Origin of the sequence: Sporosarcina luteola (assembly GCF_007991495.1) — a bacterium.
In the GTDB taxonomy this organism is placed as follows: Bacteria; Bacillota; Bacilli; order Bacillales_A; family Planococcaceae; genus Sporosarcina; species Sporosarcina luteola.
In genome coordinates, this window is the sequence record NZ_BJYL01000020.1 from 55462 (window position 1) to 80838 (window position 25377).

A 25377-nucleotide genomic window follows, 5' to 3' on the forward strand; every position below is an offset into this window, starting at 1 on the left:
TTTCAAGCACTTCCTTTTATCCTATGTCACAATGAAAGAAATGGGTTGGACTCTTGGGTATGAAAACTTTTTTCGCATTCGCGGGTCTAATGTATAGTGGGGACAACGGAGGTGGGGAATTGACGGAGCGTGAGGTTGCACAACAAGCGATAAATGGGGAAGATGAAGCGTTTTTACAATTGATTTCCCTTCACAAAGAAGCGCTATATAGAACGGCGCTCGCCTATTTGAAAAATGAGGATGAGGCACTTGAAGCCGTACAAGAAGTGACCTTCCGCGCTTACGAGAAAATAAAAACATTAAGAATGCCGGAATATGCAAAGACATGGCTTGTTCGGATCATGATGAATCATTGCCATGATCTTCTTCAAAAAAAGAAACGATACGTACGGGATGAAACCTTGAACGACTTAGGAGGAGTCAGTGATGATTTCACGTATCTGGAAGTGGAAGAGGCACTCAGTCATTTATCCGAAAAAGATCGGCAATTAGTGCATTTGAAGTATTTGCATGATATTAAAATCAAGGACATTGCCGATATGACCTCGACTCCTGAAGGGACTGTGAAAACAAGATTATATAAAGCAGTCAAATCGTTACGCGCATTTTTCGAGGGGAAGGAGGAGAAGCGACTTGACGGAAGAGGAACGAAAGTTGAAGAAGTGGAAAGAGGAAATTGAGAAGAGGGAAGTGCCGGATGATCGGTTGGAAAACGCAATTCAGATGGGCTATGAAAGAGCGAAGGCAAAACAGATGAAAACGAAGCGTCTTTTTATTAGGCGAAGCGCTTGGTCTATGGCAATCGCGGCCATTCTAATGCTTGCGTTCATCACATCGATCCGCGTATCCTTAGCATTTGCGAGTGCAGTGGCATCCATTCCTGGAATGTCCGGGATTGTCGATTTGATCCAGGATAATAAAGGGCTTCAGCTCGCTATAGAGAATGATCATTATCAGAAAGTTGGAGTGACAGGGGAAGCAGACGGCATGAAAGTGACGCTTGAAGGAATTATTACTGACGAAGCTAGCTTAGTCGCTTTTAATACAATTGAGTTCTCTTCAAAACGGACAAACGCATTTTTGTCGGGATATCGTTTGCTTGATAAGGAAGGCGAGGAAATTTCCGAAGCAGGGGGATTTAATACGAATTGGAACCTTGAGGATGACTTGAAGGCGACGAACTCAGTTGAAATCGAATTCAAAGGACCAATACCTACAGAAGAAATGATATTAGAAGTTGAGATATCTGAAGAAGTTGATGAAGATAAAATAGGCACGATTTCACTGCCTTTTACTATCAATCTGCAGCCGGTGAAGCAAGAGAAATACGTGCTTAATCAAACTGTTGTAGTTGAAGGGCAGTCCATCACGATAAAATCCATAACGATTGGCCCTATTAAAACAGCTGTTGAAGTCGAGTTTGCCGAAGATAACACGATGCAGATTTTCGGCTTTGAAGATTTGCGAATTGCTGATGGCAAGGGAGACGTATGGAGTTCCATTAAAAATGGTGTTTATGCTTCCGGCACTGATGATCCGAATGTAACGATTTATTATTTGCAAAGTAACTTTTTTAAGGAAACCGAGAAGTTATCTTTGAAATTCAATAAGTTGATGGCTTTGGATAAAGAAGAGGCTGAATTGATTGTCGACACCGAAAAGGAAGAGATTATAAAACAGCCGAAGGACGGCAAGTTCAGTAATTTGAAAATGCATGGTCCTTACATGGAAATCGAATTGAAGGGCCGAGAGGAATATCATCACAATCCGTTTTCAACCTTTTACGATGCTGATGGCAAAGAACTTCATAGTATGTCGGGGTCATTTTCCAAAAATGGTAATGAAGTAGCAATAATCGGTCTTGATTTGCCGAATGAAAAATATAAAAACCCGCTGCGCTTCCCGTTGCATGCCTATCCGTCATACATTAAAGGCAATGTTGAAATTAATATTAAATAAGATTGAATCCATGGATGAAATATATTATCCATGGATTTTTTTGCTTCATTACACTAAATCAACACTATGCTACCATAGAACAAATTTTCGTAAAAATCACCAAAAGCTTTCCGGATTCGTGTACGATTAAAAAAAAGCATGTAATTTCATTTAAGCGGAAGGATGGTTGGCATGATTGAATTGACTGGATCTTCTCTTACACTCAAGCAGATGGAAGAGATTTTATATAAGGGAGAGCAAGTTGTACTGAACGCGGATGCACTGGAACGCGTTAAGAAGAGTAGGGCGGCGGTCGACCGGGTTGTTCATAACGACAAAACCGTTTATGGCATCAATACCGGATTCGGTAAATTCAGCGATGTGAAAATCGATGAGAAAGATACGAAGGCTCTGCAGTTACATTTAATCCGATCTCATGCATGTGGAGTGGGGGATTGTTTTCCTGAAATAGTTTCCCGGGCAATGGTTGTGTTGCGTTTGAATGCATTGATGAAAGGTTTTTCAGGTATCCGGGTTGAAGTGTTGGAACGTTTTGCATTTATGGTGAATAATAGCATTCACCCAGTCATCCCTCAACAAGGGTCGCTTGGAGCTTCGGGTGATCTGGCGCCGCTTTCTCATTTGGCGTTAGTCCTTTTAGGTGAAGGGTTCGTTTGGCGAGATGGTGGACAAATTCCGGCCGAGCAAGTTTGGCAGGATCTTGATATGGAGCCGATTGTCCTTGAAGCGAAAGAAGGGCTTGCATTAATTAACGGAACGCAAGCGATGACTGCGCAAGGCGTTGTGAATTATTTGGAGTCGGAAAAACTGGCGTATGACAGTGAATGGATTGCTGCAATGACAATGGAAGCTTTGCACGGAATTACAGATGCTTTCCATCCGGCTATCCATGAGGCTCGTGGTTATCAAGAACAGGTAGATGTCGCCGCACGGATCTTGAACTGGTTGGAAGGAAGTCAATTGACAACAGTACAAGGCGAAAAACGTGTTCAAGATGCTTATTCTATTCGTTGCATTCCTCAAGTGAACGGGGCAAGCTGGCAAGTATTGTCTTATGTAAAAGAGAAGTTGGAGATTGAAATGAACGCTGCTACGGACAATCCGCTTATTTTTGAAGATGGAGAAGTCGTCGTATCCGGAGGGAATTTCCACGGTCAACCAATTGCATTTGCGATGGATTTTTTGAAAATCGGCATGGCGGAACTAGCGAATATTTCAGAGCGTCGCATCGAGCGTCTTGTCAATCCGCAATTGAACGAAGGATTGCCACCGTTCCTTAGCCCCCAACCTGGCTTGCAATCGGGCGCGATGATTTTGCAGTACTCTGCAGCAAGTCTTGTATCCGAAAATAAAACATTGGCGCATCCTGCCTCTGTTGATTCGATTCCGTCTTCCGGCAATCAGGAAGATCACGTATCAATGGGAACAATCGGCTCAAGACATGCCGGACAAATCATTAAGAATGCACGAAATGTCCTTGCCATCGAAGCATTATGCGCCATTACCGGTTGCGTGTTCCGAGGCATTGAAAAAATGTCGCCGAAAACACGGAAAGAGTTGGAAGGACTTCTGGAAGTCGTCGAACCGATAAACGAAGACCGGATTTTTGGACCGGATATTGAAAAGATTGCTGAATACTTGAAAGCTTGATTGAAAAAAGCATCGTGTCCCCTGCAATAAAGGGCTGACTCGATGCCTTTTCTGTATTGTCGATTAAATTTGAAGTGGTGAGTTCTCTTTAACTCATGAAGAGTTCTCATTAAAGCGTGAAGAGTTCACGTTCCCTAGCTGGGAGTTCTCATTAAAGCATGAAGAGTTCTCGTTGCCTTGCAAAGAGTTCTCATTCTCCAGCTGAGAGTTCTCATTGACACCACCACGTTCCCATTCCTACCCGCGCTACTCACTGAACAACCGTCCTCCCATCGTTCTCCGATTGAAGAACACGGTCCAATGCGACGATATGGGCATAAGGATTCTTTTTCCCAGTGAGGGAGTCGGCAAGCATCGTTGCGCCAATCATGCTATAGACGGTACCGTTTCCGCCGTAGCCAAGTAAGTAGTAATGCCCTCGCTTCTTCGGATGCTCGCCGATAAACGGAAGATTGTCTAGCGATTCCCCGAACGTAGCGCAATAGGAATAGTCAATTGAGATATTTAAGTCCGGGAATAGATTTTTCAATTTCTCCTTCAATTCCATACCGCGTTCCATAATCCGCTCTGCATTAGGTGGCATATACCCTGTATTTTCATCAAGTCCTCCGACGATTATTCTTCCGTCCTCAGTCGTCCGCATATAAAGATAAGGTCGCTTCGTCTCCCAAATAAGTGCGTTGCCATACCAAGGAGGGGAGTCCAATGGATTTGTCACAATCACATAACTCCGATTAATGTCCGCGCCGATGCGCTTTCCAACTGGAAGCGTTTCATAGCCTGTAGTAAATATTACGTTATTTGCATGAAAGTCACCTTCGGATGTCTTGATTTGCAGCCTTTCATTATGCTCTTGGACATCCAATACTTCAGTGAATTCAAAAATATGAGCCCCCAACTTTTGAATTTCCTCAAAAATACCATTCACAAAGATGTAAGGATTGACCTCTGCATCCCCATGAGTAACGATTGCACCTGCTCGATCGATGCCGGTTTTAGAGAACAGCATTTTTCTATCCCAGTATTCGCAAGGAAATCCGAATTTCCTCAACGTTTTATATTCTTTAAGAAGTCTATCTTCATCCGCAGAATCACTTGCATAGTAAATACTAGATCGCCTTATGAAATCTGCATTAACCGGCAACCGTTCTGCAACCTCACGCAAATCTTCCATCGCTTCCAAGCATAAACGGTAGAAATCGACAGCGTTCTTTTCACCAATCTGTTCAATCAGCTCGTGAAGCATGATATCATTAGAGTACTGGAGAAGGCCTGTATTTGCGGATGTGCTGCCTGTTGCAACTTGCCTTTTATCCAATACGGCTATTTTTAACCCTTTATTCATTAACGCCCATGCAGTGAGGGCGCCTGACATACCCCCGCCCACAATGACGGCATCATAGTTTTCCAATCTTTTATATGACTTAATAGGCGCTGTAAAATAGGTGGATGGCCAGTACAATGAACCACTATGAATATGCATAAAACAATGCCCCCTTTTTATTCAATTACCCGATATCCATATAACAATAACTTTCAGACAAACTAGGTAATAGAAAAATAGGTGGATAGGAGGATGTAAAAATGGAAAATAAACCACATATATTGCTTATTGACGGCATGGCAGTCTTATTCAGATCTTTTTTTGCGACATCTGCGATGGGACATTATTTCCCAAACGAAGAAGGAATCCCGACAAATGCCGTGCAAGGATTTGGACGTCATGCTTTGACAGCTACATCCATCTTCAACCCGACGCATCTGGCAGTTTGTTGGGATATGGGTGCGCATACGTTCCGCAATGATTTATTCGACGGCTATAAAGCGAACCGCCCCGAGCCGGCGCCAGAGCTATTGCCACAGTTCGATATGACACGGGACCTATCCGAATCGATCGGTTGGAAAAACTATGGCATACGAGGAATGGAAGCGGATGATCTCATCGGCTCGCTTGTTTGCGAATGGGAAGGGAAGGCCGATATTACAATCGTTACAGGGGATAAGGATTTATTGCAGCTCCTGCGACCGGGCGTCAAGATTGCTTTCATGAAAAAGGGCTATAATGTTTACGATATTTATGATGAACAGCGATTTATCGAAGAATATGAAGTTCCGCCGCATCGCTTTGTGGAAATAAAAGCATTCACAGGGGATACGAGTGATGGCTATCCAGGCGTAAAAGGCATCGGTCCTAAAACTGCTTTGAAACTGATCAAAGAGTTTGAAACGGTCGAAAAGGTCATCGAATCCTTGCACGAACTTGCACCTGGCATGAGGAAAAAGATTGAAACGGATTTGGAAATGCTGCATCTTTCCAAACAGCTGGCTCAAATCCATTGCGAGCTAGACTTCAAAGATCCTATTGAAGAACTGGAACTGCCTGATTTCTCTTCTGTTGAATTAAGAGGCCAATTGGAACAACAAGGCTATTCCATGATCCTCAGACAACTGAATTCCTTATTTCCAGAACACACAAAAACCACTGTCTAAGCAACAGTGGTTTTTGTGATTTTTATAAATGAAAGAATGGCTTGATTCGGCTCATACGCGATTTCTCGCACCTGGCTATCCCGATTCCGTCCGCCATTGTCATGGACAAGCAATATAATGCCGTTCTCGGTTTCCTTAAAACCTACGACAGGCACCCAGTGGTAATCGAATACATACTTGCCAAACCAATGGAATGAAAACCATTTATCGAATTTAGCAGCAACTGGCCTGCCCGCTTCAATTTCCTTTTTTAGCTCTTCGAGTCCGCAATTCTCTATTGTCCATTCAGGACCAAGTAGCCTGCGTAATCTCCAAACGAACCGCCATTTGAATAAACCGATTTTCGTTCCGCCAAGCAATCGATAGATATCATCGACGCATGACTTTGCCAAATCGTGCTCATGGTAGCGAAGGATTGTATAGGCCGTCACAGGACCACAGGCAGAAGGTCGGAATCGCTCATTGATATCGTGATCATATTGGGATTTTCCAAGGAATCCTTCCAGTCGTTTCATCAGGAGTGACCGTATTATTTTACAGTTTCAAGGAAATCCGTAACTTGGTCGGGAGTTTTTGCATTGGCGCTATGCAAATGTGCTTTCTTCTCGCCGTGTTCGAAGATTAATAAGCTAGGAATTCCCATCACTTCATATTTCTCTGCGATTTCAGGCAACACATCGCGATCAATGTCATACCATGTATACATGTCATACTCTTCAACAATCGGATTAATGAACATATCCATGCGCGTGCAATCAGGGCACCATCCTGCTTGGAATTTGATAAGCGCTTTGCCCTCACCGTTGATGACTTCATTGAATTGTTCTGCTGTTGTAATTGATTTCATCGTACATACACTCCTTCTTCTATTTATAGATGCTTTCCAAAAAGGTCATAAGTTCAACATCTATAGTGTACATTCTAATGATCGTTTTAGGTAATAAAATGCCCAGCACCACTGAAATCTATGAAAAAATCACTTATATAACATTTTAATATTGCGAAAACGTGTTGAATGTTCTAAACTAATAGATATAGATTGCGTTTCTATTTTTTTTGCTTGTAAAATGAATGAGTGTTCATTCAAGATGAAAAGGGAGGCTTCGCAAACGTGGCTTATCAAATTAAGAAAGCGGCAGTATTAGGTTCAGGTGTTATGGGATCTGGCATTGCAGCCCATCTCGCAAACATTGGCATTCCTGTCCTTCTATTGGATATCGTTCCAAATAAGTTGACAGAACAAGAAGAAGCAAAAGGTCTTACATTGGAAGATCGGTCAGTGCGAAACAAATTCGCTTCGACTGCTTTGGAAAAACTTTTGAAACAGAAGCCAGCACCATTGGCAACGAAAAAGAATTTGTCATTAATTGAAGCAGGCAACTTTGAAGATGACTTGGAAAAATTGAAAGATGTTGACTGGATCATCGAAGTTGTTGTTGAGAATCTTGAAATTAAAAAAAGTTTGTATGAAAAAATAGATGCAGTCCGTAAGCCGGGCACAATCATTACTTCGAACACTTCTGGCATTAGTATTGAAGCAATGGCGGAAGGGCGCTCGGAAGATTTCCAGAAGCACTTCCTAGGCACACACTTCTTCAATCCACCGCGTTATTTGAAGTTGTTGGAAGTAATCCCTACGAAAATGACGGATGCAGCAGTCCTCGACTTCATGCTTCAATTCGGAGAAGACCGTTTAGGCAAAGGTGTTGTCGTAGCGAAAGACACTCCGAATTTCATTGCAAACAGAATCGGAACTTACGGTTTGCTTGTTACGCTTCGTGAAATGGAGCAACGCGGCTATTCAATAGGAGAAGTTGACTCGGTGACAGGCACCCTGATCGGCCGTCCGAAATCCGCCACTTTCCGTACATTGGATGTTGTCGGACTCGACACGTTCATGCATGTCGCAAAGAATGCATATGACAAAACGGAAGGCGAAGAGCAGAAAGTGTTCGAGTTGCCGCCATTCATGAAGAAAATGATCGATAACGGTTGGCTTGGGGCTAAAACAAAGCAAGGTTTTTACTTAAAAGAAGGTAAAGAAATTCTTGAATTGGATCCGAAGACGTTTGAATACGGACCGACTAAAAAATTGAAAACGCCTTCAATTGAAATGGCGAAGCAAGCAAAAGGTCTTGCGAATAAAGTGAAAACGCTTGTTTACGCAAAAGACCGTACGGGAGAAATCCTTTGGAGCATCCTTTCACCGACGCTCCGCTATTCAGCAGAATTGAATGGGGAAATCGCTGACGATATCGTTGCGATTGACAATGCAATGAAATGGGGCTTCGGATGGCAACAAGGTCCATTCGAGATTTGGGATGCGATCGGTGTTGCGAAATCGGTTGAAAGAATGAAAGAAGAAGATGCAGCAATTCCGGCATTCGTTCAAAACATGCTTGATAATGGCGTAGAATCCTTCTACAAAGAAGAAGACGGCGATCTTTATTTCTACGATGGGGAAGGCTACAAGCTTGTTCCGGTCAATGAAAAAGCGATCAACTTGAAACGTTACAAGAAAAAGCACGGCGTCATTAAAAAGAACTCCGGTGCCAGCCTGATCGACCTCGGTGATGGTGTCGCATTGCTAGAATTCCATTCACAATCGAATGCAATCGGCCCTGATATTATCCAAATGATCAATTTTGCAATTGACGAAGTGGAGAAAAATTACAAAGGCCTTGTTATCGGAAACCAAGGGAAAAACTTCTGTGTAGGTGCGAACCTTGGGATGATCTTGATGGAAGCGCAAGACGACAATATCTTTGAATTGGACTTCATTATCCGTTCTTTCCAAGATGCGATGATGAAAATCAAGTACAGCCGTAAACCGGTTGTCGCAGCTCCATTCCAAATGGCGCTTGGCGGAGGTGCGGAAGTGTGCTTGCCTGCCGCTCATATCCAAGCGTCGATGGAAACCTATATCGGTTTGGTTGAAGCGGGAGTAGGTTTGATTCCTGGAGGCGGCGGAAACGTCAATCTTTATTCCAAACATTTAAAGGGCTTGCCGCACGGCGTACAAGTCGACTATCAATATGTTGCGAATAAAGTATTTGAAACGATTGCAATGGCGAAAGTTTCGACATCTGCAGAAGAAGCTAGGGAAAACAACTTCCTCGACTTCGCGGATGGCATTAGTGTCAATCCGGATCACCAGATCTATGACGCGAAGCAAGCTGCACTTGCATTGTATGAAGGCGGTTATACAGCACCGAAGAAAGCAAAGATTCCAGTTACGGGGGATTCCGGTTATGCAACGATGCTTCTTGGAGCGGAAGGCATGTACCTCTCTGGTTTTATCAGCGATCACGATTTAAAAATAGCGAAAAAACTCGCATATGTTTTATCTGGCGGAAAAGTGCCTTATGGAACACTTGTCGACGAACAATTTATGTTGGATTTGGAGCGTGAAGCGTTCCTAAGCCTTGTGCAGGAACCGAAATCCCAACAACGGATGCAGCATATGCTCCTCAAAGGGAAACCGTTGCGCAACTGATCTGTCACTGATTTTTAGGAGCAAAAAGGAGGAAGTCGAATGCGTGAAGCAGTAATTGTAGCAGGTGCAAGAACGCCGGTCGGAAAAGCGGGCCGCGGATCTCTTGCAACCGTGCGTCCGGACGATTTGGGTGCATTGGCAATTAAAGAAACGTTGAAACGTGCAAATGGATACGATGGACCAATAGATGACTTAATTATGGGTTGTGCAATGCCGGAAGCGGAACAAGGCATGAACGTAGCGCGCAATATCGGCGCGCTCGCCGGATTGCCTGATACGACGCCGGCAATCACTGTCAACCGTTTTTGTTCTTCAGGTCTCCAATCAATCGCCTACGCGGCGGAGCGTGTCATGCTCGGTCACTCAGAGGCAATCATCGCAGGCGGTGTCGAGTCAATGAGCATGGTTCCTATGATGGGGAACACGATCCGACCGAACTTCAAATTGGCTGAAACGGCACCGCAATATTATATGGGAATGGGCCACACAGCTGAACAAGTCGCAGTAAAATATGGCGTAAGCCGCGAAGACCAGGACGCTTTTGCAGTCCGTTCACATAAAAAAGCAGCAGCAGCCATCGCAGCAGGCAAATTCGTAGACGAAATCGTCCCTGTCGAAGTCGTAAAACGATTTGTGAATGAAAAAGGAAAATACGAAGAGAAAACCGTCATGTTCGAGATGGATGAAGGCGTTCGCCAAGGCACATCAATGGAAGTGTTGGCGAAACTCCGTCCTGCATTCTCCGTGAAAGGCTCTGTCACGGCCGGAAACGCTTCTCAAACATCCGACGGCGCGGCATCCGTCCTCGTCATGGATCGCGAAATTGCAGAAGGCAAAGGCTTGAAGCCGATCGCTAAATTCCGTTCATTCGCAGTAGGCGGCGTGCCACCCGAAGTAATGGGAATCGGCCCAATCGAAGCCGTTCCAAAAGCATTGAAACTCGCTGGACTATCCATCGAGGACATCGACCTTTGGGAGCTGAACGAAGCATTCGCATCCCAATCACTCCAAGTCATCCGCCACCTAGGCCTCGACATGGATAAAGTAAACGTCAACGGCGGCGCCATCGCACTCGGCCATCCGCTAGGCGCGACAGGCTCAGTACTAACACTGCGTCTCATGAACGAACTCAAACGCCAAGGCAAACAATTCGGCGTCGTCACAATGTGCATCGGCGGTGGAATGGGTGCTGCTGGTGTGTTTGAAATGTTATAAGAGGCACTTTACGAGCTCTTGATGGGATTTATGCGTGTTTACGAAGGTTTATGCGTTTTTGAAGCTGACACTAAGGATTGAAGTGGAAAGCGTCCGCCTGGAACGGAAATCCGATTATAAAGATATTTCATGAAAAACAAGGAGGAGTATACAATGACTGAAACTAAAATAAATGAGTTAATCCGTGGAGGAGCCTTCCTCATCGAAGACATCGACGCTTCACGCGTATTCACACCAGAAGACTTTTCCGACGAGCAAAAAATGATCGCCAAAACAACAGAAGACTACGTGAAAAACGAAGTACTTCCTGTCGTCGAAAACTTAGAAAACCATGAGTTCGAGCACTCCGTCAAACTTTTGAAATCCGCTGGGGACCTCGGTCTTCTCGGAGCTGACGTACCTGAAGAATACGACGGCCTCGGCCTCGATAAAATCTCATCCGCGCTAATCGCCGAAAAAATGTCCGTAGCTGGCGGTTTCTCCATCACACACGGCGCACACGTAGGTATCGGTACATTGCCAATCGTCCTATTCGGTAACGAAGAACAAAAGAAAAAATACTTGCCGAACTCTGTTTCAGGCGACAAAATCTCTGCCTATGCGTTAACAGAGCCAGGTTCCGGTTCAGATGCACTTGGTGCAAAAACGACTGCGAAATTGAACGAAGCAGGCACGCACTATGTATTAAACGGTGAAAAACAATGGATTACAAACGCTGGATTTGCGGATGTATTCGTCGTTTACGCTAAAGTAGATGGAGATAAATTCTCTGCATTCATCGTTGAAAAAGAATTCCCTGGCGTATCTGTAGGCGCTGAAGAGAAAAAGATGGGCATCAAGTCATCTTCCACACGTACATTAATTCTCGAAGATGCACAAGTTCCAGTTGAGAACCTATTAGGTGAAGTGGGCAGAGGGCATATTATCGCATTCAACATTTTGAATATCGGCCGTTATAAATTAGGCGTAGGCACAATTGGCGGATCCAAACGTGCACTTGAACTTGCAATCAGCTATGCGAACCAACGTCAACAGTTCAAGACACCGATTTCTTCATTCAACTTGACGAAAGAAAAACTTGCGACAATGGCTTCTAAGCTATATGCAACAGAAAGCTTAATCTACCGTACAGTTGGGTACTTCGAAGAGCGTAACAGCCAAATGACGCCGGAGCAGCAGAAAGATGGAAAAGCGGTTGCAGCTTCAATCGCTGAATACGCTATCGAATGCTCCATCAACAAAGTAGTCGGCTCTGAAGTTCTTGACTATATTGCGGATGAAGCTGTCCAATTACACGGCGGTTACGGATTCATGCAAGAGTATGAAGTGGAGCGCATTTACCGCGACTCACGCATCAACCGTATTTTTGAAGGTACGAATGAAATTAACCGTATGATCGTTCCAGGTACATTCTTGAAAAAAGCGATGAAAGGCGAACTGCCATTGCTTGAACAAGCACAAAGCCTGCAGGAAGAACTTCTGATGATGATGCCTGAAGAGATCGCTGACGAAGCACTTGCGCAAGAAAAAGTGCTTGTGAAAAATGCGAAGAAAATCGGTTTGCTTGCAGCTGGAATGGCTGCACAACGCTTTGGCACGAAGCTTGACGCTGAACAAGAAGTGCTTGTAAATATTGCTGACATTGCAAATAATATCTTTGCAATGGAATCTGCACTTCTGCGTACAGAAAAAGCAATTGCTAAAAATGGCGAAGAGAAAGAACAACAAAAAATCCTTTACACAGAAATCTTCTGTCAAGAGGCATTCGAAGCCATCGAAAAGGATGCAAAGGAAACACTGCTTGCTTCTGTCGATGGAGACAACCAACGTATGATGCTTTCGGCTCTTCGCAAGCTCACTCGTTCAAATCCATATAATCTCATCGCGAAAAAACGTGAAGCATCTGTCAAATTGATTGACGCTGAAAAATATATCGTTTGATCACACACCACCCAGGACAGTTCATTCCTGGGTGGATTCTCTGTTATACTGGAGAAAATGGAGGTGTTGTGAGATGACATTGACCTATTATGGTTATCCTAAGTGCGGGACTTGCAGAAAAGCGACAAAGTGGTTGGAAACGAACAACTTGGAATTCATTGATAACAATATTGTCGAGAACCCGCCGACAAAGGAAGAGCTTCAACGCATGATCGAAAATTCAAACCTTGACATAAAGAAATTTTTTAATGTCAGTGGGATGAAGTTCCGAGAATTGAACTTAAAAGATAAACTACCTGAAATGACGGATGATGAAAAGATCGAGCTCCTTTCCACAGATGGCATGCTCATTAAAAGACCGATTGTGACAGATGGCTCAAAAGTGACGGTCGGCTTTAAGGAAGACCAGTTTGAAGAAGTTTGGAAAGCTTAGTATGCTTTCTTGTCGTTTGCATCAGAATATGTCAAACATGAATGGAAATTGCATGCATCTTTGACACCAAAAATCGCCTTACATGTTGTAATTTCAACATGTAAGGCGGTTTTTTTGTAGTTAATACTGTGTACTATTTCACTATTTTCGTTTGCTTTAACAATTCTTTCATTTCTTTTTAATGTCATTTTATCCAATAAATCCACTAATATTTCGTCCTCCGAAAATTTACTGGCACGAATAATATCCCTGAAAATACAAAGTCCAACATTAATCCACTAAACTTTACAATATATTACAAAATAATTGATTGACAATTCAGTTTACCGTGGTTAGGGTTATATATAACAATCAGATTTATTAAATTTGAAATCTACTGACTTGTAGTCTATCCCAATTCTCAAAGACTTGTGATTTTACCAAAAGGAATGGAGTGTCTATATGAGTAGTCTGCCGGTATTGGATGTTCAAAAGTTAAAAACGTATTTCTATTTGGAACAAGGGTTAGTTGCAAAAGCGGTAGATGACGTCACCTTTTCTGTTTACCCAGGGGAAACTGTGGCGATTGTCGGCGAATCGGGAAGTGGGAAAAGTATAACCGCGCTGTCCATTATGCAATTGATTAACAAGCCAGGTCGGATTGTGGAAGGCAGTATTCACGTAAAGGATAAAGATCTGCTAAATTTAAAACCGAAACAGATGACGACTATCCGTGGCAATCATATTGGAATGATTTTCCAAGAACCTATGACTGCTTTAAATCCTGTCTTCACGATTGGCAATCAGATTACCGAAATGGTCCGGAAACATAAAAAGGTGTCTAAGCAAATTGCAGAACAGAAGGCAATTGAATTACTTAGAATTGTCGGTATCCCTCGCCCCGAACAGATTACCAAAGAATATCCACATCAACTTTCGGGTGGAATGAGACAGCGTGTGATGATTGCAATGGCAATCTCATGTGAGCCTGAACTCATTATCGCCGACGAACCAACTACAGCGCTGGATGTTACAATTCAGGCCCAAATATTAGATTTGCTCCTTGAGATGCAAAAGCGTTATAACATGGCGCTTCTTCTCATTACTCATGATTTGGGCGTTGTCTATGAATATACCGACAAAGTCATTGTCATGTATGGCGGGCAAATCGTTGAACAAGCCCCTACAAAGCAGCTCTTATCTCTCGCGAAACACCCCTATACAAAAGGTTTGTTGAGCAGCTTGCCTAAAATGGATGAAGATGTAGAACGATTAGGAACTATCAAAGGTACTGTCCCTGCGGCATATAACTTCCCAGTAGGCTGTAGGTTTTCGACCCGCTGTCCATTTGTAATGGAAAAATGCAAACAGGTGAATCCGGAGTTACTTCAATATGACACAGATCATCTTGTTCGCTGTCATCTTTATGAAGAAGGAGGCGAGCGTCAATGACGATGGTGACAAAACAGCAAGGGGCTATTGATGAAAAACGGTCGATAGATGAGGATGTTCTCGTCGACGTGCGCAATGTGAAAAAGTATTTTTCTATTAAAGGTGGTATTTTGCAGAAAACGGTCGGGCAATTAAAAGCAGTTGACGATGTTTCTTTCACTATCCGTAAAGGTGAGACGTTAGGTATCGTCGGTGAATCGGGTTCTGGAAAATCCACACTCGGGCGGGTTCTTATCAGATTGCTAGATCCGACGTCTGGTCAGATTATCTTTAATCAGACTGATATCACCAATTTAAGTCAACGACAAATCAGACCTATCCGGGAGGACATGCAAATGGTCTTCCAAGATCCGTTCGCATCCTTGAATTCCAAAATGAGTATTGAACAGCTTATTGAAGAGCCTTTGCTTGTCCAGGGGAAGTTGGCAAAACCTGCACGTAAACAAAAGGTGCTAGAGGTTCTTGAGAAAGTCGGATTACGTAAAGATGACTTGCAAAAATATCCTCATGAATTTTCTGGGGGTCAAAGACAACGAATCAGTATCGCACGTGCACTTGTTCTTAATCCGAATTTTGTTATTTGCGATGAGCCTGTATCCGCCCTGGATGTATCAATTCAAGCTCAAGTTCTTAATTTAATGAAAGATTTACAAGACGATTTAGGGCTTACTTACTTATTCATCGCACATGATTTGAGTGTCGTAAAACACATTAGTGATCGTGTAGCTGTCATGTATTTAGGAAGGTTTGCAGAAGTCGCACCAAAAAAACAATTATACGAAAACGCATTGCATCCATACACACAAGCATTACTCTCTTCCATTCCAATCATTGACTTGAATGAAGAAAATGCAAAGAAAGAAAGGATCAAACTTGAAGGGGATTTACCTAGCCCAGCTAACCCACCTTCAGGGTGCACGTTTAGAACTCGATGTCCTAAGGTTCACGATCGGTGCGCTATTGACAGACCTGAACTTATAGAAATTGAGAAGGACCATTTCGTAGCTTGTCATTTATATAGTGAAAGATAAATATACTTTAGCATCCATGATAACTTCATATGAGTTTCATTTTACTAATTCATGCAGTTACTTTTAGGGGGTGTTTCGTGGATAAATAATTGCTGCAAGGGTTCATTTTGTTCTACAACTAAAGTAAATAAAGGGGGACGCTATTTTGTTAAAACATTTTAAACACAGATTTGCTCTTCTGATTTTATTGTTGATGATAGGAACAATTTTAGCAGCATGTAACAAGGATGATGATAAGGAACTAAGTGATCCGAATGAGTCAACATCTACTGACGTGTCGGAAACGGATGACGGTGAAGAAGATGCATCAGTTGACAGTGGACCAAAAGACGGAGGAACAATTGTAGGTGCGATGTATTCTGCACCAGCAGGAATGTTCAATCCGATCTTTTATGAAGAAGCTTATGAGGCAAACATTTTAGACTTTACACATGAAGGTTTAGTAACACAAAATGAGAAACTTGAATTCATATCAAGCCTTGCGGAAAAGTGGGAAGTAAATGATGATCAAACTGAAATCACGTTTTTCTTGAAAGAAGGCGTGAAATGGCATGATGGAGAGGACTTTACAGCTGATGATGTTGTCTACACTTATCAAGCAATGTCCGATCCTGAATATGAAAACGCTGGTGGTGTACGAGTAAATTACGTAGCTCCTTTACTCGGATACGAAGCCTATCAATCAGGAGAAACGGATGTGTTTGAAGGAGTAGTAGCAGATGGGGACTATAAAGTGACATTTAAGTTCGCTGAACCGAACGTATCGCCACTTTACTATGCGAGCTTCCCAATTATCCCTGAACACATTTTCAGTTCTATTTCTGTTAAGGATATTCCCGAAGCTGCTGAATCAAAAGATCCTGGCAAAGTAATTGGTACCGGGCCTTTCAAATTCACTGATATGATTGAACGCGAACAATATATTCTTGAGCGCAATGAAGATTATTGGCAAGGTGCTCCGCACTTAGACAGCATTGTTTGGAAAGTAGTTGCACAATCTGTCATGATCGGACTGCTTGAAAAAGGTGAGATTGACTTTGTAGCAAGTCCTGGCGGGATTGCTCCAGCTGATCATGACATTGTAGCTGACTTCGGAAACATTGAAATAATTGAACAAGCTGACTTTGGCTATCAACTAATGGGCTTCAAGCTGAACCACAGAACGACAGCTGATGTAGAGTCGGGTGCATTGAATCCTGATAATTGGGTCCCGAACAAAAAATTGTCTGACCCTAAAGTGCGTCAAGCAATTGCTCACGCAGTTAACCGTCAAGGTCTTGTTGGTTCTGGGCATGGGGAAGGTCTGTTACATGGCCGTGGACAGCCGATCAATTCGCCAATCGCACAACAAATGTGGGCATATGACGAATCTTCGGCTACCGCATATGAATATGACCCTGACAAAGCTGGACAAATTTTAGATGACCTCGGCTATGTTGATGTTACAGGCGACGGCTTCCGAGAAGATCCGGAAGGCAAAGAATGGATATTGAATTTTGATTATCCTACTGGAAACGAACTACGTGAACGTTCTGCTCCTATCCTTCAATCAGACTTAGAAAATGTGGGTATTAAGGTAAACCTACGCCAACCTGCTGAAATGTCAGTTTATGTACCTGGTTTGACAGATGACAATACGGATTGGGATCTTTACCTCATTGGTTGGAGCTTAAGTAGTACAGATCCAGATCCAGCTGGTCTATGGGCGACTAAAGCGGGTTACAACTTCTCCCGTTGGAACAGTCCTACATCTGAGGAGTTAATGCAAAAAGCTGTAAAAGCTCCTGACGCTTTTGATCAAGATTACCGTTCTAAAGTCTATGCTGAATGGCAAAAACATTTCTCTGAAGAATTGCCGGCATTGCTCCTTTACGCGCAAAACAGTCTATGGGCATACAATGATCGTATTCAGGGTATCAAGATTCTTCCACATTCCATGTACCAAGATGCGCATGAATGGTGGGTCGAGGACGCGGAATAACTTGAAGGAAATATGGAGGGTATACGTCAATCGTATACTCTCCTCCTTCCTAGGTAGGGGGAAAACGAATGTATCAATATATAATAAGACGAATTTTACAATTCATCCCAATGTTACTTGCATTATCAATCATCGTTTTCGGCTTAGCAAAGGCAGCTCCTGGTGACCCATTTTCAGGCAAGATTCTTGATCCGGAAGTCGGCATGGAGGTATATGAGAAGCAAAGGGCGGAGCTTGGTTTGGACAAACCGATTCCAGTCCAATATTTGCGCTGGGCAGGAAAAATTGTACAAGGCAGTTTCGGTGAGTCAATTACTTATAAAGGCAGATCCGTTGAGAGTCTAATTAAAGAGCGCTTCCTAAACACAGTATATTTAGGGTTATTCGCACTCTTTATTACTTTACTAGTCGCGATTCCTATTGGGATCTATTCCGCACGACATCCATACTCACTGTTGGATTACGGATCAACGACATTCGGCTTTTTTGGACTAGCCGTTCCAAACTTTTTCTTTGGTCTGGTTGTCATCTACTTATTCTCCATCAAACTAGGATGGTTTCCTGCTCAAGGGACACTTTCTTCCAATAAACTAACAGGCTTTGCAGAGTTCCAAGATAGAATTCATCACATGATTTTACCAGGGTTGACGCTTGGGTTGGCAAGTACAGCCAGTTACATGCGTTATATGCGATCCGAGGTAATGGACGTTCTTGGCAGTGATTTTATTAGAACAGCCAAAGCGAAAGGGATGTCGAACAATAACGTTCTTTACAAACATACACTTCGCAACGCGCTAATTCCGGTTATCACATTACTCGGCATGGAACTGGGCCCTTTACTTGGCGGAGCAATTATTACTGAACAGGTTTTCAACTTTCCTGGCATTGGCACCCTTTTCATAGGCTCCGTCATTAACCGGGATTATCCAGTCGTCATGGCGATTACTCTTTTACTGGGAGTTGCCATTCTTGTAGGAAATTTGTTGGCAGATATATTTTATAGCGTCGTAGATCCGAGGATTCGCTATGACTGAGGTGGTGAGAATATATGCGTACGGTTAATGAAAAAGAAAATCAACTTGATGAACTTCAGATTGAAACAAGAAGGAAACATCGAAGTCCTTTTCAGTTATCTCTTCGGCGATTCCTGAAAAACAAGCTCGCCATCGCAGGCATGATTGTTCTCATCATTATCATAGGGTCAGCGGTTTTTGCACCTCTCTTGACGGACCATGATCCGAAAGCGCATAATCTTTTAAAGGTTGAGCAAAAGCCAAGCAAAGAACACATTCTAGGAACGGATAGCTCGGGTCGCGATAATTTCTCGAGATTGCTATACGGTGCAAGAGTTTCATTGACCATCGGTATTAGTACAATGGTTTTCACCGTCTTGTTAGGCATGATTTTCGGGACACTTAGTGGTTATTACGGCGGAAAAATCGATAGCATCATTATGCGGATTACGGATTTGTTTCTAGCTTTACCTTTTCTCGTCTTGGCGCTGACAATCATTGCCCTTTTGAAAAAAGTTACGATCGGGCTGTTCGTTGTCATCATTGCAGTTACAAGTTGGCCGACATTGTCGAGGATTATTCGTGGTACTTTCCTTTCTTTACGTGAACAGGAATTTGTCCTTGGTGCAAGGGCAATCGGTGCAAGCGACTTCAGAATCATCTTTAGACACTTTTTGCCAAATGCAATTGGGCCGATTATTGTAAATGCGACTTTATTAATGGCTGCAATGATTATCGTCGAATCCGGACTTAGCTTCATCGGCATGGGAATTCCCCAACCGACACCAACATGGGGAAATATGATTTCAGAGGCACAAGGGCTACGTATACTACGGTATCATCCTGAAGCATGGATTCCACCAGGTCTCGCAATTCTCCTAACGGTTCTCAGCATCAATTTCATTGGGGACGGGCTAAGAGACGCGTTTGATCCAAAGAGTGATAGACGTTAAAATGCATATCAAATAAAACCAGTATGGTTCCCTTTTCGGTAGGCATCTACTTACTCAAATTTAACACGATTTTATAAGAAAAAAGACAGTAGGCAAACACCGAAATTTCGCTGTTTGTCTACTGTCTGCATGTTCATGAAAAGACCGATTGTGACAGATGGCTTAAAAGTGACTGTCGGTTTCAATGAAGACCGTTTGAAAGAGGTATGAGGAGCGAAATAACTCACTTGTCTTTATCATTGAAATATGTGAGAATTGAATAGAAATAAATAAATGTATACTTATGGAGGGGTACGGGATGAGCACACCTAAAGATTTGCGTTATTCTGAAGAACATGAATGGGTAAAAGATGAGAATGGTAAATATCGCATCGGTATTACGCATTTTGCACAATCCGAGCTTGGCGATATCGTTTTTGTTGAACTTCCACAAGTTGGCGACGAAGTGAAATCGGACGAGCCATTCGGAAGTGTTGAATCGGTAAAAACTGTATCTGAATTATATGCTCCTATAAGCGGTAAAGTTGTAGAAGTGAACGAAGAATTGGAAGACAGCCCTGAATTGGTGAACGAGTCTCCATACGAAGGTGCATGGATGATCGTAGTTGAAGCATCTGACCAGTCAGAAATTGACGCATTAATGTCTGCTGAAGACTACGACAAAATGACTGTCGGAGAGTAATTTTCTAAGAAGGCGCTGGGGATAATTCCGGCGCTTTTTTCAATAATTCAGGAGGCGGAAAATGGAATTTCGTAGAGTTCTCATCGTTGAAGGTGCGTCTGATCGGCAAAGGCTGCAAAAGGTGTTGGCGGAGCAAGTTGAAATCATTTGTACGAATGGGACTGTGAGTCCTTATCGCATTGAAGAAATGCTCATGCCTTATGAGGACTGTGAGCTGTTTGTCTTTTTTGACGCCGACGAATCCGGGGAGAAAATCCGTACACTCTTCAAAAGAGCCTATCCAGAAGCAATCCATCTCTATACCGAACGTGTCTACAAACAAGTTGAGACGACCCCCTATCGTGTGCTCGCATCAATCCTTCTTGCTGAAAACTTTGAAATACATCCCGAATTCTTACTCTGAAGGTGAATAAAAATGGTTACTATTGAAAATTGGACACGTGGGCATTGGGAAGCTAGCAAAATTGATTTTCCGAAATCCGTGTTTTATTTATACACACCAATGTGCGGCACTTGTTTAGTCGCGTCCAAAATGGTGGAAGTCATTGCTGCCATGAAAACGGACTTGCCGATTGGCAAAGCTGATTTGAATTATGTTGAGGACCTTGCAATTGACTATGAAATCGAAAGCGTTCCGTGTTTACTCATTCAAGAAGGTGGAAAAGTCGTTCACAAAATCTATGCATTCCACTCTGTTCCGTATTTACTTGAAAAGTTAAGTTGACATCGGTTCGGCTCCATGATATAAATGTATCTATTAACTTAATTGAATATCGTCGCTCTTATAAAGAGAGGTGGAGGGAAGTGCCCTATGAAGCCCGGCAACCGTCACGGAAGTGAAATGGTGCCAAGTCACGCAAAGCGTTTGCTTTGAGAGATGAGAGATCGGATGGACGTTTTTTTATATATGACGTTATAGCCTTTCTGCTTATCTGCGGAAAGGCTTTTATTTATTGGGCATAATTATACAGAGGTGAATTAAATGATCCAGTTAACAGATGTAAATAAAAAATTTGGTGCGGGTGCGAATGCGATTAACGCAGTCGATCAAGTGAATTTGGACATTGAGGAAGGCGAAATCTTCGGCATCATCGGTTATAGCGGAGCAGGGAAAAGTACGTTAATCCGACTATTGAATGGTCTTGAAAAGCCTTCATCGGGAACTGTAACAATCGCGGGCTATGAAATGTCCTCAGTCAGCAATAAGAAATTAAGAGAAGCAAGACAGAAAATAAGCATGATCTTCCAACATTTCAACTTACTTTGGTCACGTACAGTGAAGCAAAACATTTCCTTTCCGTTGGAGATTGCGGGGATTAAAAAGACTGAACGTGAAAAAAAGGTGAATGAGTTAATTGAGTTGGTCGGTTTAAAGGGAAGGGAGAACGCTTACCCTTCGGAATTATCAGGTGGGCAAAAGCAACGTGTCGGAATTGCAAGGGCATTGGCCAATGATCCTGAAGTGTTGCTTTGTGACGAAGCGACGTCAGCGCTGGACCCTGAAACGACGGATTCCATCCTTGATTTATTGACAAGTATCAATGAACGGCTTGGCTTGACGATCGTGCTGATCACCCATGAAATGCATGTCATTCGGAAGATCTGCCATCAAGTCGCTGTCATGGAAGCGGGGAAGGTAGTTGAAACCGGTTCTGTTCTTGAAGTGTTTCAATCACCTGAAGCGCCGATTACGAAACGATTTGTTTCGCAGGTGACGGAACCATCTGGAACCGAGCAGGCAATCGCGCATCTACCAACCGGAACTCTCGTCAAACTTGTATTCGTCGGCGAGCGGACGGAACAGCCTGTACTAGCCAGTTTGATCCGTACGTTTCCAATAGAAGTGAGCATCGTCCAGGGGAACATTTCCCACACGAAGGGCGGGGCGTATGGAACGCTTATTTTGCAACTGATCGGTCATGAAAAAGAAATTGAAGAAGCGATTGCCCATCTTCATGAACAAGGCGTACGGACGGAGGTGATCGGCAATGATTGAGGAATTATTACCACATGTCAATTGGGAGAAAATGTGGGAAGCAACTGTTGAAACATTGTATATGACAGGAGTTTCCACATTATATACATTCATTTTCGGACTTGTCCTTGGTGTACTGCTATTCTTATCGAGCCCCGGACAGCTTTGGAAAAATAAACTCGTTTACGGTGTAACGGGGGCGTTCGTCAATATTTTCCGGTCTATTCCTTTCATTATTTTAATCATTCTATTGATTCCGTTCACGACCTTGTTTGTCGGATCGATGCGCGGTCCGGAAGCAGCCATCCCGGCGCTCGTCATCGGAGCTGCTCCGTTTTATGCACGGATGGTTATGATCGGCTTGCGTGAAATTGACAAAGGTGTCATTGAAGCTGCAAGATCCATGGGTGCAAAAACAAGCACAATCATCTTCAAAGTGTTGTTGCCTGAATCGATGCCGGCCCTCATTTCAGGGATTACGGTCACTTCGATTGCGCTCGTCGGTTATACGGCGATGGCAGGTGTCATTGGGGCTGGCGGTCTAGGGAACCTTGCGTACTATGAAGGGTTCCAGCGAAGCCGAACTGATGTGATGATCGTCGCAACCATCATAATTCTGATTATCGTATTTGCGATTCAGATTATTGGTGACATAGCGGTAAAAAAAATGGACAAGCGTTAATTTGCAGGACTTCCTGTTAATTATAAAAAACATCTATGAATGGAGAGATGAATTATGAAGAAGATAATATCCGCATTACTATTGACGGTTCTTGTGCTCGCTTTGGCGGCATGCGGAGCGAAAGATAAAGAAGAGGGCGCTAGCGGAAGCAAGAATGGTTCTGGCGATAAAGGGGAGCAGACGAAAATCGTCATTGGCGCTTCAAACACACCTCATGCAGTCATTTTGGAAAAAGTGAAGCCATTGTTGAAAGAAAAAGGCTATGACTTGGAAATCGAAACGTATCAAGACTATATATTGCCGAACAAAGATTTAGAATCAGGTCAATTAGATGCGAACTATTTCCAGACCATCCCTTACTTGGAAAGTCAAATTGCTGATTTTGGCTACGACTTCGTCAACGCCGGAGGAATCCATATTGAACCGATGGGTGTTTATTCGAAAAAATATAAATCTCTAGATGAATTGCCGGACGGTGCTACGGTTCTTATGAGCAACTCTGTTTCGGATCATGGCCGTGTGCTTGAAATGCTTGAAAAAGAAGGATTGATCACACTTGCTGAAGGTGTTGATAAAGTTAAAGCTGAACTTGAAGATATCGTAGACAACCCGAAGAATTTGAAGTTTGAACCGGATTATGAAGCAGCCCTAATGCCGACACTTTATAAGAATGACGAAGGCGACGCACTCCTCATTAATTCCAACTATGCAATCGATGCAGGTATTAATCCGCTGGAAGACTCGATTGCACTTGAAGAGACCGACTCGCCATATGTCAACGTCATCACAGTCCGTTCAGGTGATGAAAACAACGAAGCAATCAAAGCGCTTGTAGAAGTGTTGACGTCTGAAGAAATCCAGGATTTCATGTTGGAAGAGTGGGGCGGATCGGTCGTTCCAGTAAAATAAATCATAAATTAAGATTGGCAATTTTATCGAAAATCGATATCATTGCCAGTCTTTTTTTCTTTTGGAAAAAGGCATTCCTATTCTCTCTTTAGTATGGTAAAGTAGTTTCATCAATTATGAATACATATGTATTTTTGAGGAGGACATGATGTGAAGAAAAAGATAGGGCTTATATGGCGTATCGTTATCGCTATCGGGCTTGCGGTAGGATTGGGACTGTTGTTACCAGCAGTACATGAAGGTTTTGCACATTGGTTTACCCGTTTAGCAGCGACATTTAATATGATTTTTGGCGGTTTCCTGAATTTCATCGTTCCATTGATCATTATTGCATTCATAGCGCCAGGGATCGCTAAACTTGGCAGCGGTTCTGGAAGATTACTAGGACTCGCTACTGTGTTCGCTTATACTTCAACAATTTTTGCTGGAATACTTGCGTTTTTCGCAGCAACGAATATCTTGCCGAATTTTATTAACGGCATTGGTGCAAAGTCTGTTGAGAGTGCAGGGAAAGCACCTGCTGAAGCATTTTTTGAACTCGAAATGATGCCGATTATGGGGGTAATGTCTGCACTATTACTTGCGTTTGTTTTAGGGATCGGTATGGCCTCTATCAGCAGTAAATCGATGCTATCCGTATTTGAAGAGTTTAATGTATTAATTGAAAAAGTTATTTCATTCGTTATTATTCCTTTACTACCGTTTCATATTTTCGGCATTTTTCTAAACATGACATACAGCGGAGAAGTTGCAAAGGTTCTTTCTGTATTCTCGGTCGTTTTCATTATGATTATTATATTGCATTTGCTTATGCTGACGATTCAATATACAGTGGCAGGATCTCTTACAAAACGAAATCCTTTAATGCTCATGAAAACAATGGCTCCCGCTTATATGACAGCGATCGGTACACAATCTTCCGCAGCTACGATTCCGGTCACGCTAAGGCAGGCGAAGCAAACAGGTACATCGGAACGAGTGACCGATTTTACGATTCCTTTGTTTGCGACAATCCATTTGTCAGGAAGTACAATCACATTGGTTTCTTGTTCCATTGGTGTCATGCTCATGAATGATATGCCGGTGAGCTTGTCCAGCTATATTCCATTCATTCTAATGCTCGGCGTCACGATGATTGCTGCACCAGGAGTTCCCGGTGGAGCTGTTATGGCAGCGGTCGGTCTACTTAGCACGATGCTAGGATTTAATGAATCCATGGTAGCTTTAATGATTGCCTTATATATGGCACAAGATAGTTTCGGGACAGCGACAAATGTCACGGGAGACGGCGCCTTGGCAATGATCGTGGATCGATTCACACCTAAAAAAGATTAATATACAAAAAACCGCCATGCTATCAGGCGGTTTTTCCAATTCAATGAAAGATTTTCTGCTAGATTCTCAATGAATTGGTGATAATTGAAAATGACTGGGACCTTTTCAAGCCAATAATGAATATGTAATAGCATAGGAATCCCTTAATTAAATGATAACGGTTCTTAATGATTTGCAAGGCAGTGCCGAATAGGCTAAAAT

24 protein-coding genes, 1 pseudogene and 1 riboswitch are annotated in these 25377 nt (G+C 42.9%); of the genes and pseudogenes, 21 read left to right on the forward strand and 4 right to left on the reverse strand.

The window, feature by feature from the left end:
• The first annotated feature begins 119 nt into the window (after nt 1-119).
• From SLU01_RS07860 to hutH, 3 genes are all read left to right on the forward strand, one after another.
• The gene (locus SLU01_RS07860; RefSeq protein ID WP_147057173.1) at nt 120-680 is read left to right on the forward strand and encodes a sigma-70 family RNA polymerase sigma factor; all 561 of its coding nucleotides are present in this window, start codon (nt 120-122) and stop codon (nt 678-680) included.
• Nucleotides 634-1959: a DUF4179 domain-containing protein gene (locus SLU01_RS07865; RefSeq protein ID WP_147057009.1), complete on the forward strand. Its 1326-nt coding sequence runs from the start codon at nt 634-636 to the stop codon at nt 1957-1959. The genes SLU01_RS07860 and SLU01_RS07865 overlap by 47 nt, the downstream gene beginning before the upstream one ends.
• Before the next feature lie 171 nt (nt 1960-2130).
• Entirely contained in the window at nt 2131-3609 is a 1479-nt protein-coding gene (hutH, locus tag SLU01_RS07870; RefSeq protein ID WP_147057012.1) for a histidine ammonia-lyase, read from the forward strand.
• Between the two features lie 250 nt (nt 3610-3859).
• Here hutH and SLU01_RS07875 read toward each other — a convergent pair whose 3' ends face one another.
• Entirely contained in the window at nt 3860-5092 is a 1233-nt protein-coding gene (locus tag SLU01_RS07875; protein WP_147057014.1) for an NAD(P)/FAD-dependent oxidoreductase, read from the reverse strand.
• Nucleotides 5093-5193: 101 nt separating this feature from the next.
• On the opposite strand from SLU01_RS07875, the gene SLU01_RS07880 reads away from it, so the two are divergent.
• Nucleotides 5194-6099 carry a 5'-3' exonuclease gene (locus tag SLU01_RS07880; RefSeq protein ID WP_147057016.1) on the forward strand — a complete coding sequence of 302 codons (906 nt, stop codon included), beginning with the start codon at nt 5194-5196 and terminating at the stop codon, nt 6097-6099.
• Here the strand turns inward: SLU01_RS07880 and SLU01_RS07885 are convergent.
• Both SLU01_RS07885 and SLU01_RS07890 read right to left on the reverse strand, forming a co-directional pair.
• On the reverse strand, nt 6096-6614 hold the full coding sequence (locus tag SLU01_RS07885; protein ID WP_147057018.1) for a C39 family peptidase: 519 nt from the start codon (nt 6612-6614) through the stop codon (nt 6096-6098). The genes SLU01_RS07880 and SLU01_RS07885 overlap by 4 nt on opposite strands.
• Before the next feature lie 14 nt (nt 6615-6628).
• Nucleotides 6629-6946, reverse strand: a complete 318-nt coding sequence (locus SLU01_RS07890) for a thioredoxin family protein (RefSeq protein ID WP_147057019.1) — start codon at nt 6944-6946, stop codon at nt 6629-6631.
• 264 nt (nt 6947-7210) lie between these two features.
• On the opposite strand from SLU01_RS07890, the gene SLU01_RS07895 reads away from it, so the two are divergent.
• The 4 genes from SLU01_RS07895 (at nt 7211) to SLU01_RS07910 (ending at nt 13184) form a co-directional block, all read left to right on the forward strand.
• Nucleotides 7211-9595 (forward strand): 3-hydroxyacyl-CoA dehydrogenase/enoyl-CoA hydratase family protein, encoded by a 2385-nt coding sequence (locus tag SLU01_RS07895; protein ID WP_147057022.1) that lies wholly within the window; start codon nt 7211-7213, stop codon nt 9593-9595.
• 39 nt (nt 9596-9634) lie between these two features.
• Nucleotides 9635-10810, forward strand: a complete 1176-nt coding sequence (locus SLU01_RS07900) for an acetyl-CoA C-acetyltransferase (protein WP_147057024.1) — start codon at nt 9635-9637, stop codon at nt 10808-10810.
• Between the two features lie 153 nt (nt 10811-10963).
• Complete coding sequence (locus tag SLU01_RS07905; protein WP_147057026.1) at nt 10964-12751, forward strand: acyl-CoA dehydrogenase FadE; 1788 nt, start codon at nt 10964-10966, stop codon at nt 12749-12751.
• A gap of 73 nt (nt 12752-12824) precedes the next feature.
• Nucleotides 12825-13184 (forward strand): arsenate reductase family protein, encoded by a 360-nt coding sequence (locus SLU01_RS07910; protein ID WP_147057027.1) that lies wholly within the window; start codon nt 12825-12827, stop codon nt 13182-13184.
• On the opposite strand, the gene SLU01_RS07915 is transcribed toward SLU01_RS07910, so the two are convergent.
• The gene (locus SLU01_RS07915; protein ID WP_147057029.1) at nt 13181-13390 is read right to left on the reverse strand and encodes a hypothetical protein; all 210 of its coding nucleotides are present in this window, start codon (nt 13388-13390) and stop codon (nt 13181-13183) included. The genes SLU01_RS07910 and SLU01_RS07915 overlap by 4 nt on opposite strands.
• Before the next feature lie 235 nt (nt 13391-13625).
• Here SLU01_RS07915 and SLU01_RS07920 point away from each other — a divergent pair, with 235 nt between their 5' ends.
• From SLU01_RS07920 to SLU01_RS07980, 13 genes and pseudogenes are all read left to right on the forward strand, one after another.
• Nucleotides 13626-14615, forward strand: a complete 990-nt coding sequence (locus SLU01_RS07920) for an ABC transporter ATP-binding protein (protein WP_147057031.1) — start codon at nt 13626-13628, stop codon at nt 14613-14615.
• The gene (locus SLU01_RS07925; protein ID WP_147057033.1) at nt 14612-15646 is read left to right on the forward strand and encodes an ABC transporter ATP-binding protein; all 1035 of its coding nucleotides are present in this window, start codon (nt 14612-14614) and stop codon (nt 15644-15646) included. The genes SLU01_RS07920 and SLU01_RS07925 overlap by 4 nt, the downstream gene beginning before the upstream one ends.
• 145 nt (nt 15647-15791) lie before the next feature.
• Nucleotides 15792-17627, forward strand: coding sequence for a peptide-binding protein (locus SLU01_RS07930; RefSeq protein WP_246110926.1), 1836 nt, complete (start codon nt 15792-15794; stop codon nt 17625-17627).
• A gap of 68 nt (nt 17628-17695) precedes the next feature.
• Complete coding sequence (locus tag SLU01_RS07935) at nt 17696-18661, forward strand: ABC transporter permease (RefSeq protein WP_147057035.1); 966 nt, start codon at nt 17696-17698, stop codon at nt 18659-18661.
• Nucleotides 18662-18675: 14 nt separating this feature from the next.
• Nucleotides 18676-19593: an oligopeptide ABC transporter permease gene (opp4C, locus tag SLU01_RS07940; RefSeq protein ID WP_147057037.1), complete on the forward strand. Its 918-nt coding sequence runs from the start codon at nt 18676-18678 to the stop codon at nt 19591-19593.
• A gap of 60 nt (nt 19594-19653) precedes the next feature.
• A pseudogene (locus SLU01_RS18450) lies at nt 19654-19803 on the forward strand (arsenate reductase family protein); the annotation flags it as partial.
• A gap of 88 nt (nt 19804-19891) precedes the next feature.
• A complete protein-coding gene (gcvH, locus tag SLU01_RS07950; protein WP_147057040.1) occupies nt 19892-20275 on the forward strand; it encodes a glycine cleavage system protein GcvH in 384 nt (127 codons plus the stop codon).
• 61 nt (nt 20276-20336) lie between these two features.
• Nucleotides 20337-20678: a toprim domain-containing protein gene (locus SLU01_RS07955; protein ID WP_147057042.1), complete on the forward strand. Its 342-nt coding sequence runs from the start codon at nt 20337-20339 to the stop codon at nt 20676-20678.
• 21 nt (nt 20679-20699) lie between these two features.
• Nucleotides 20700-20999: a thioredoxin family protein gene (locus SLU01_RS07960; RefSeq protein ID WP_373866403.1), complete on the forward strand. Its 300-nt coding sequence runs from the start codon at nt 20700-20702 to the stop codon at nt 20997-20999.
• 55 nt (nt 21000-21054) lie between these two features.
• A riboswitch (SAM riboswitch) is annotated at nt 21055-21159 on the forward strand.
• A gap of 98 nt (nt 21160-21257) precedes the next feature.
• The gene (locus SLU01_RS07965) at nt 21258-22271 is read left to right on the forward strand and encodes a methionine ABC transporter ATP-binding protein (RefSeq protein ID WP_147057046.1); all 1014 of its coding nucleotides are present in this window, start codon (nt 21258-21260) and stop codon (nt 22269-22271) included.
• On the forward strand, nt 22264-22932 hold the full coding sequence (locus tag SLU01_RS07970) for a methionine ABC transporter permease (RefSeq protein ID WP_147057048.1): 669 nt from the start codon (nt 22264-22266) through the stop codon (nt 22930-22932). Before SLU01_RS07965 ends, SLU01_RS07970 begins: the two co-directional genes overlap by 8 nt.
• Nucleotides 22933-22986: 54 nt before the next feature.
• A complete protein-coding gene (locus tag SLU01_RS07975; RefSeq protein ID WP_147057050.1) occupies nt 22987-23841 on the forward strand; it encodes a MetQ/NlpA family ABC transporter substrate-binding protein in 855 nt (284 codons plus the stop codon).
• A 150-nt stretch (nt 23842-23991) separates the two neighbouring features.
• Complete coding sequence (locus SLU01_RS07980) at nt 23992-25176, forward strand: dicarboxylate/amino acid:cation symporter (RefSeq protein WP_147057052.1); 1185 nt, start codon at nt 23992-23994, stop codon at nt 25174-25176.
• Nucleotides 25177-25377 lie beyond the last annotated feature (201 nt).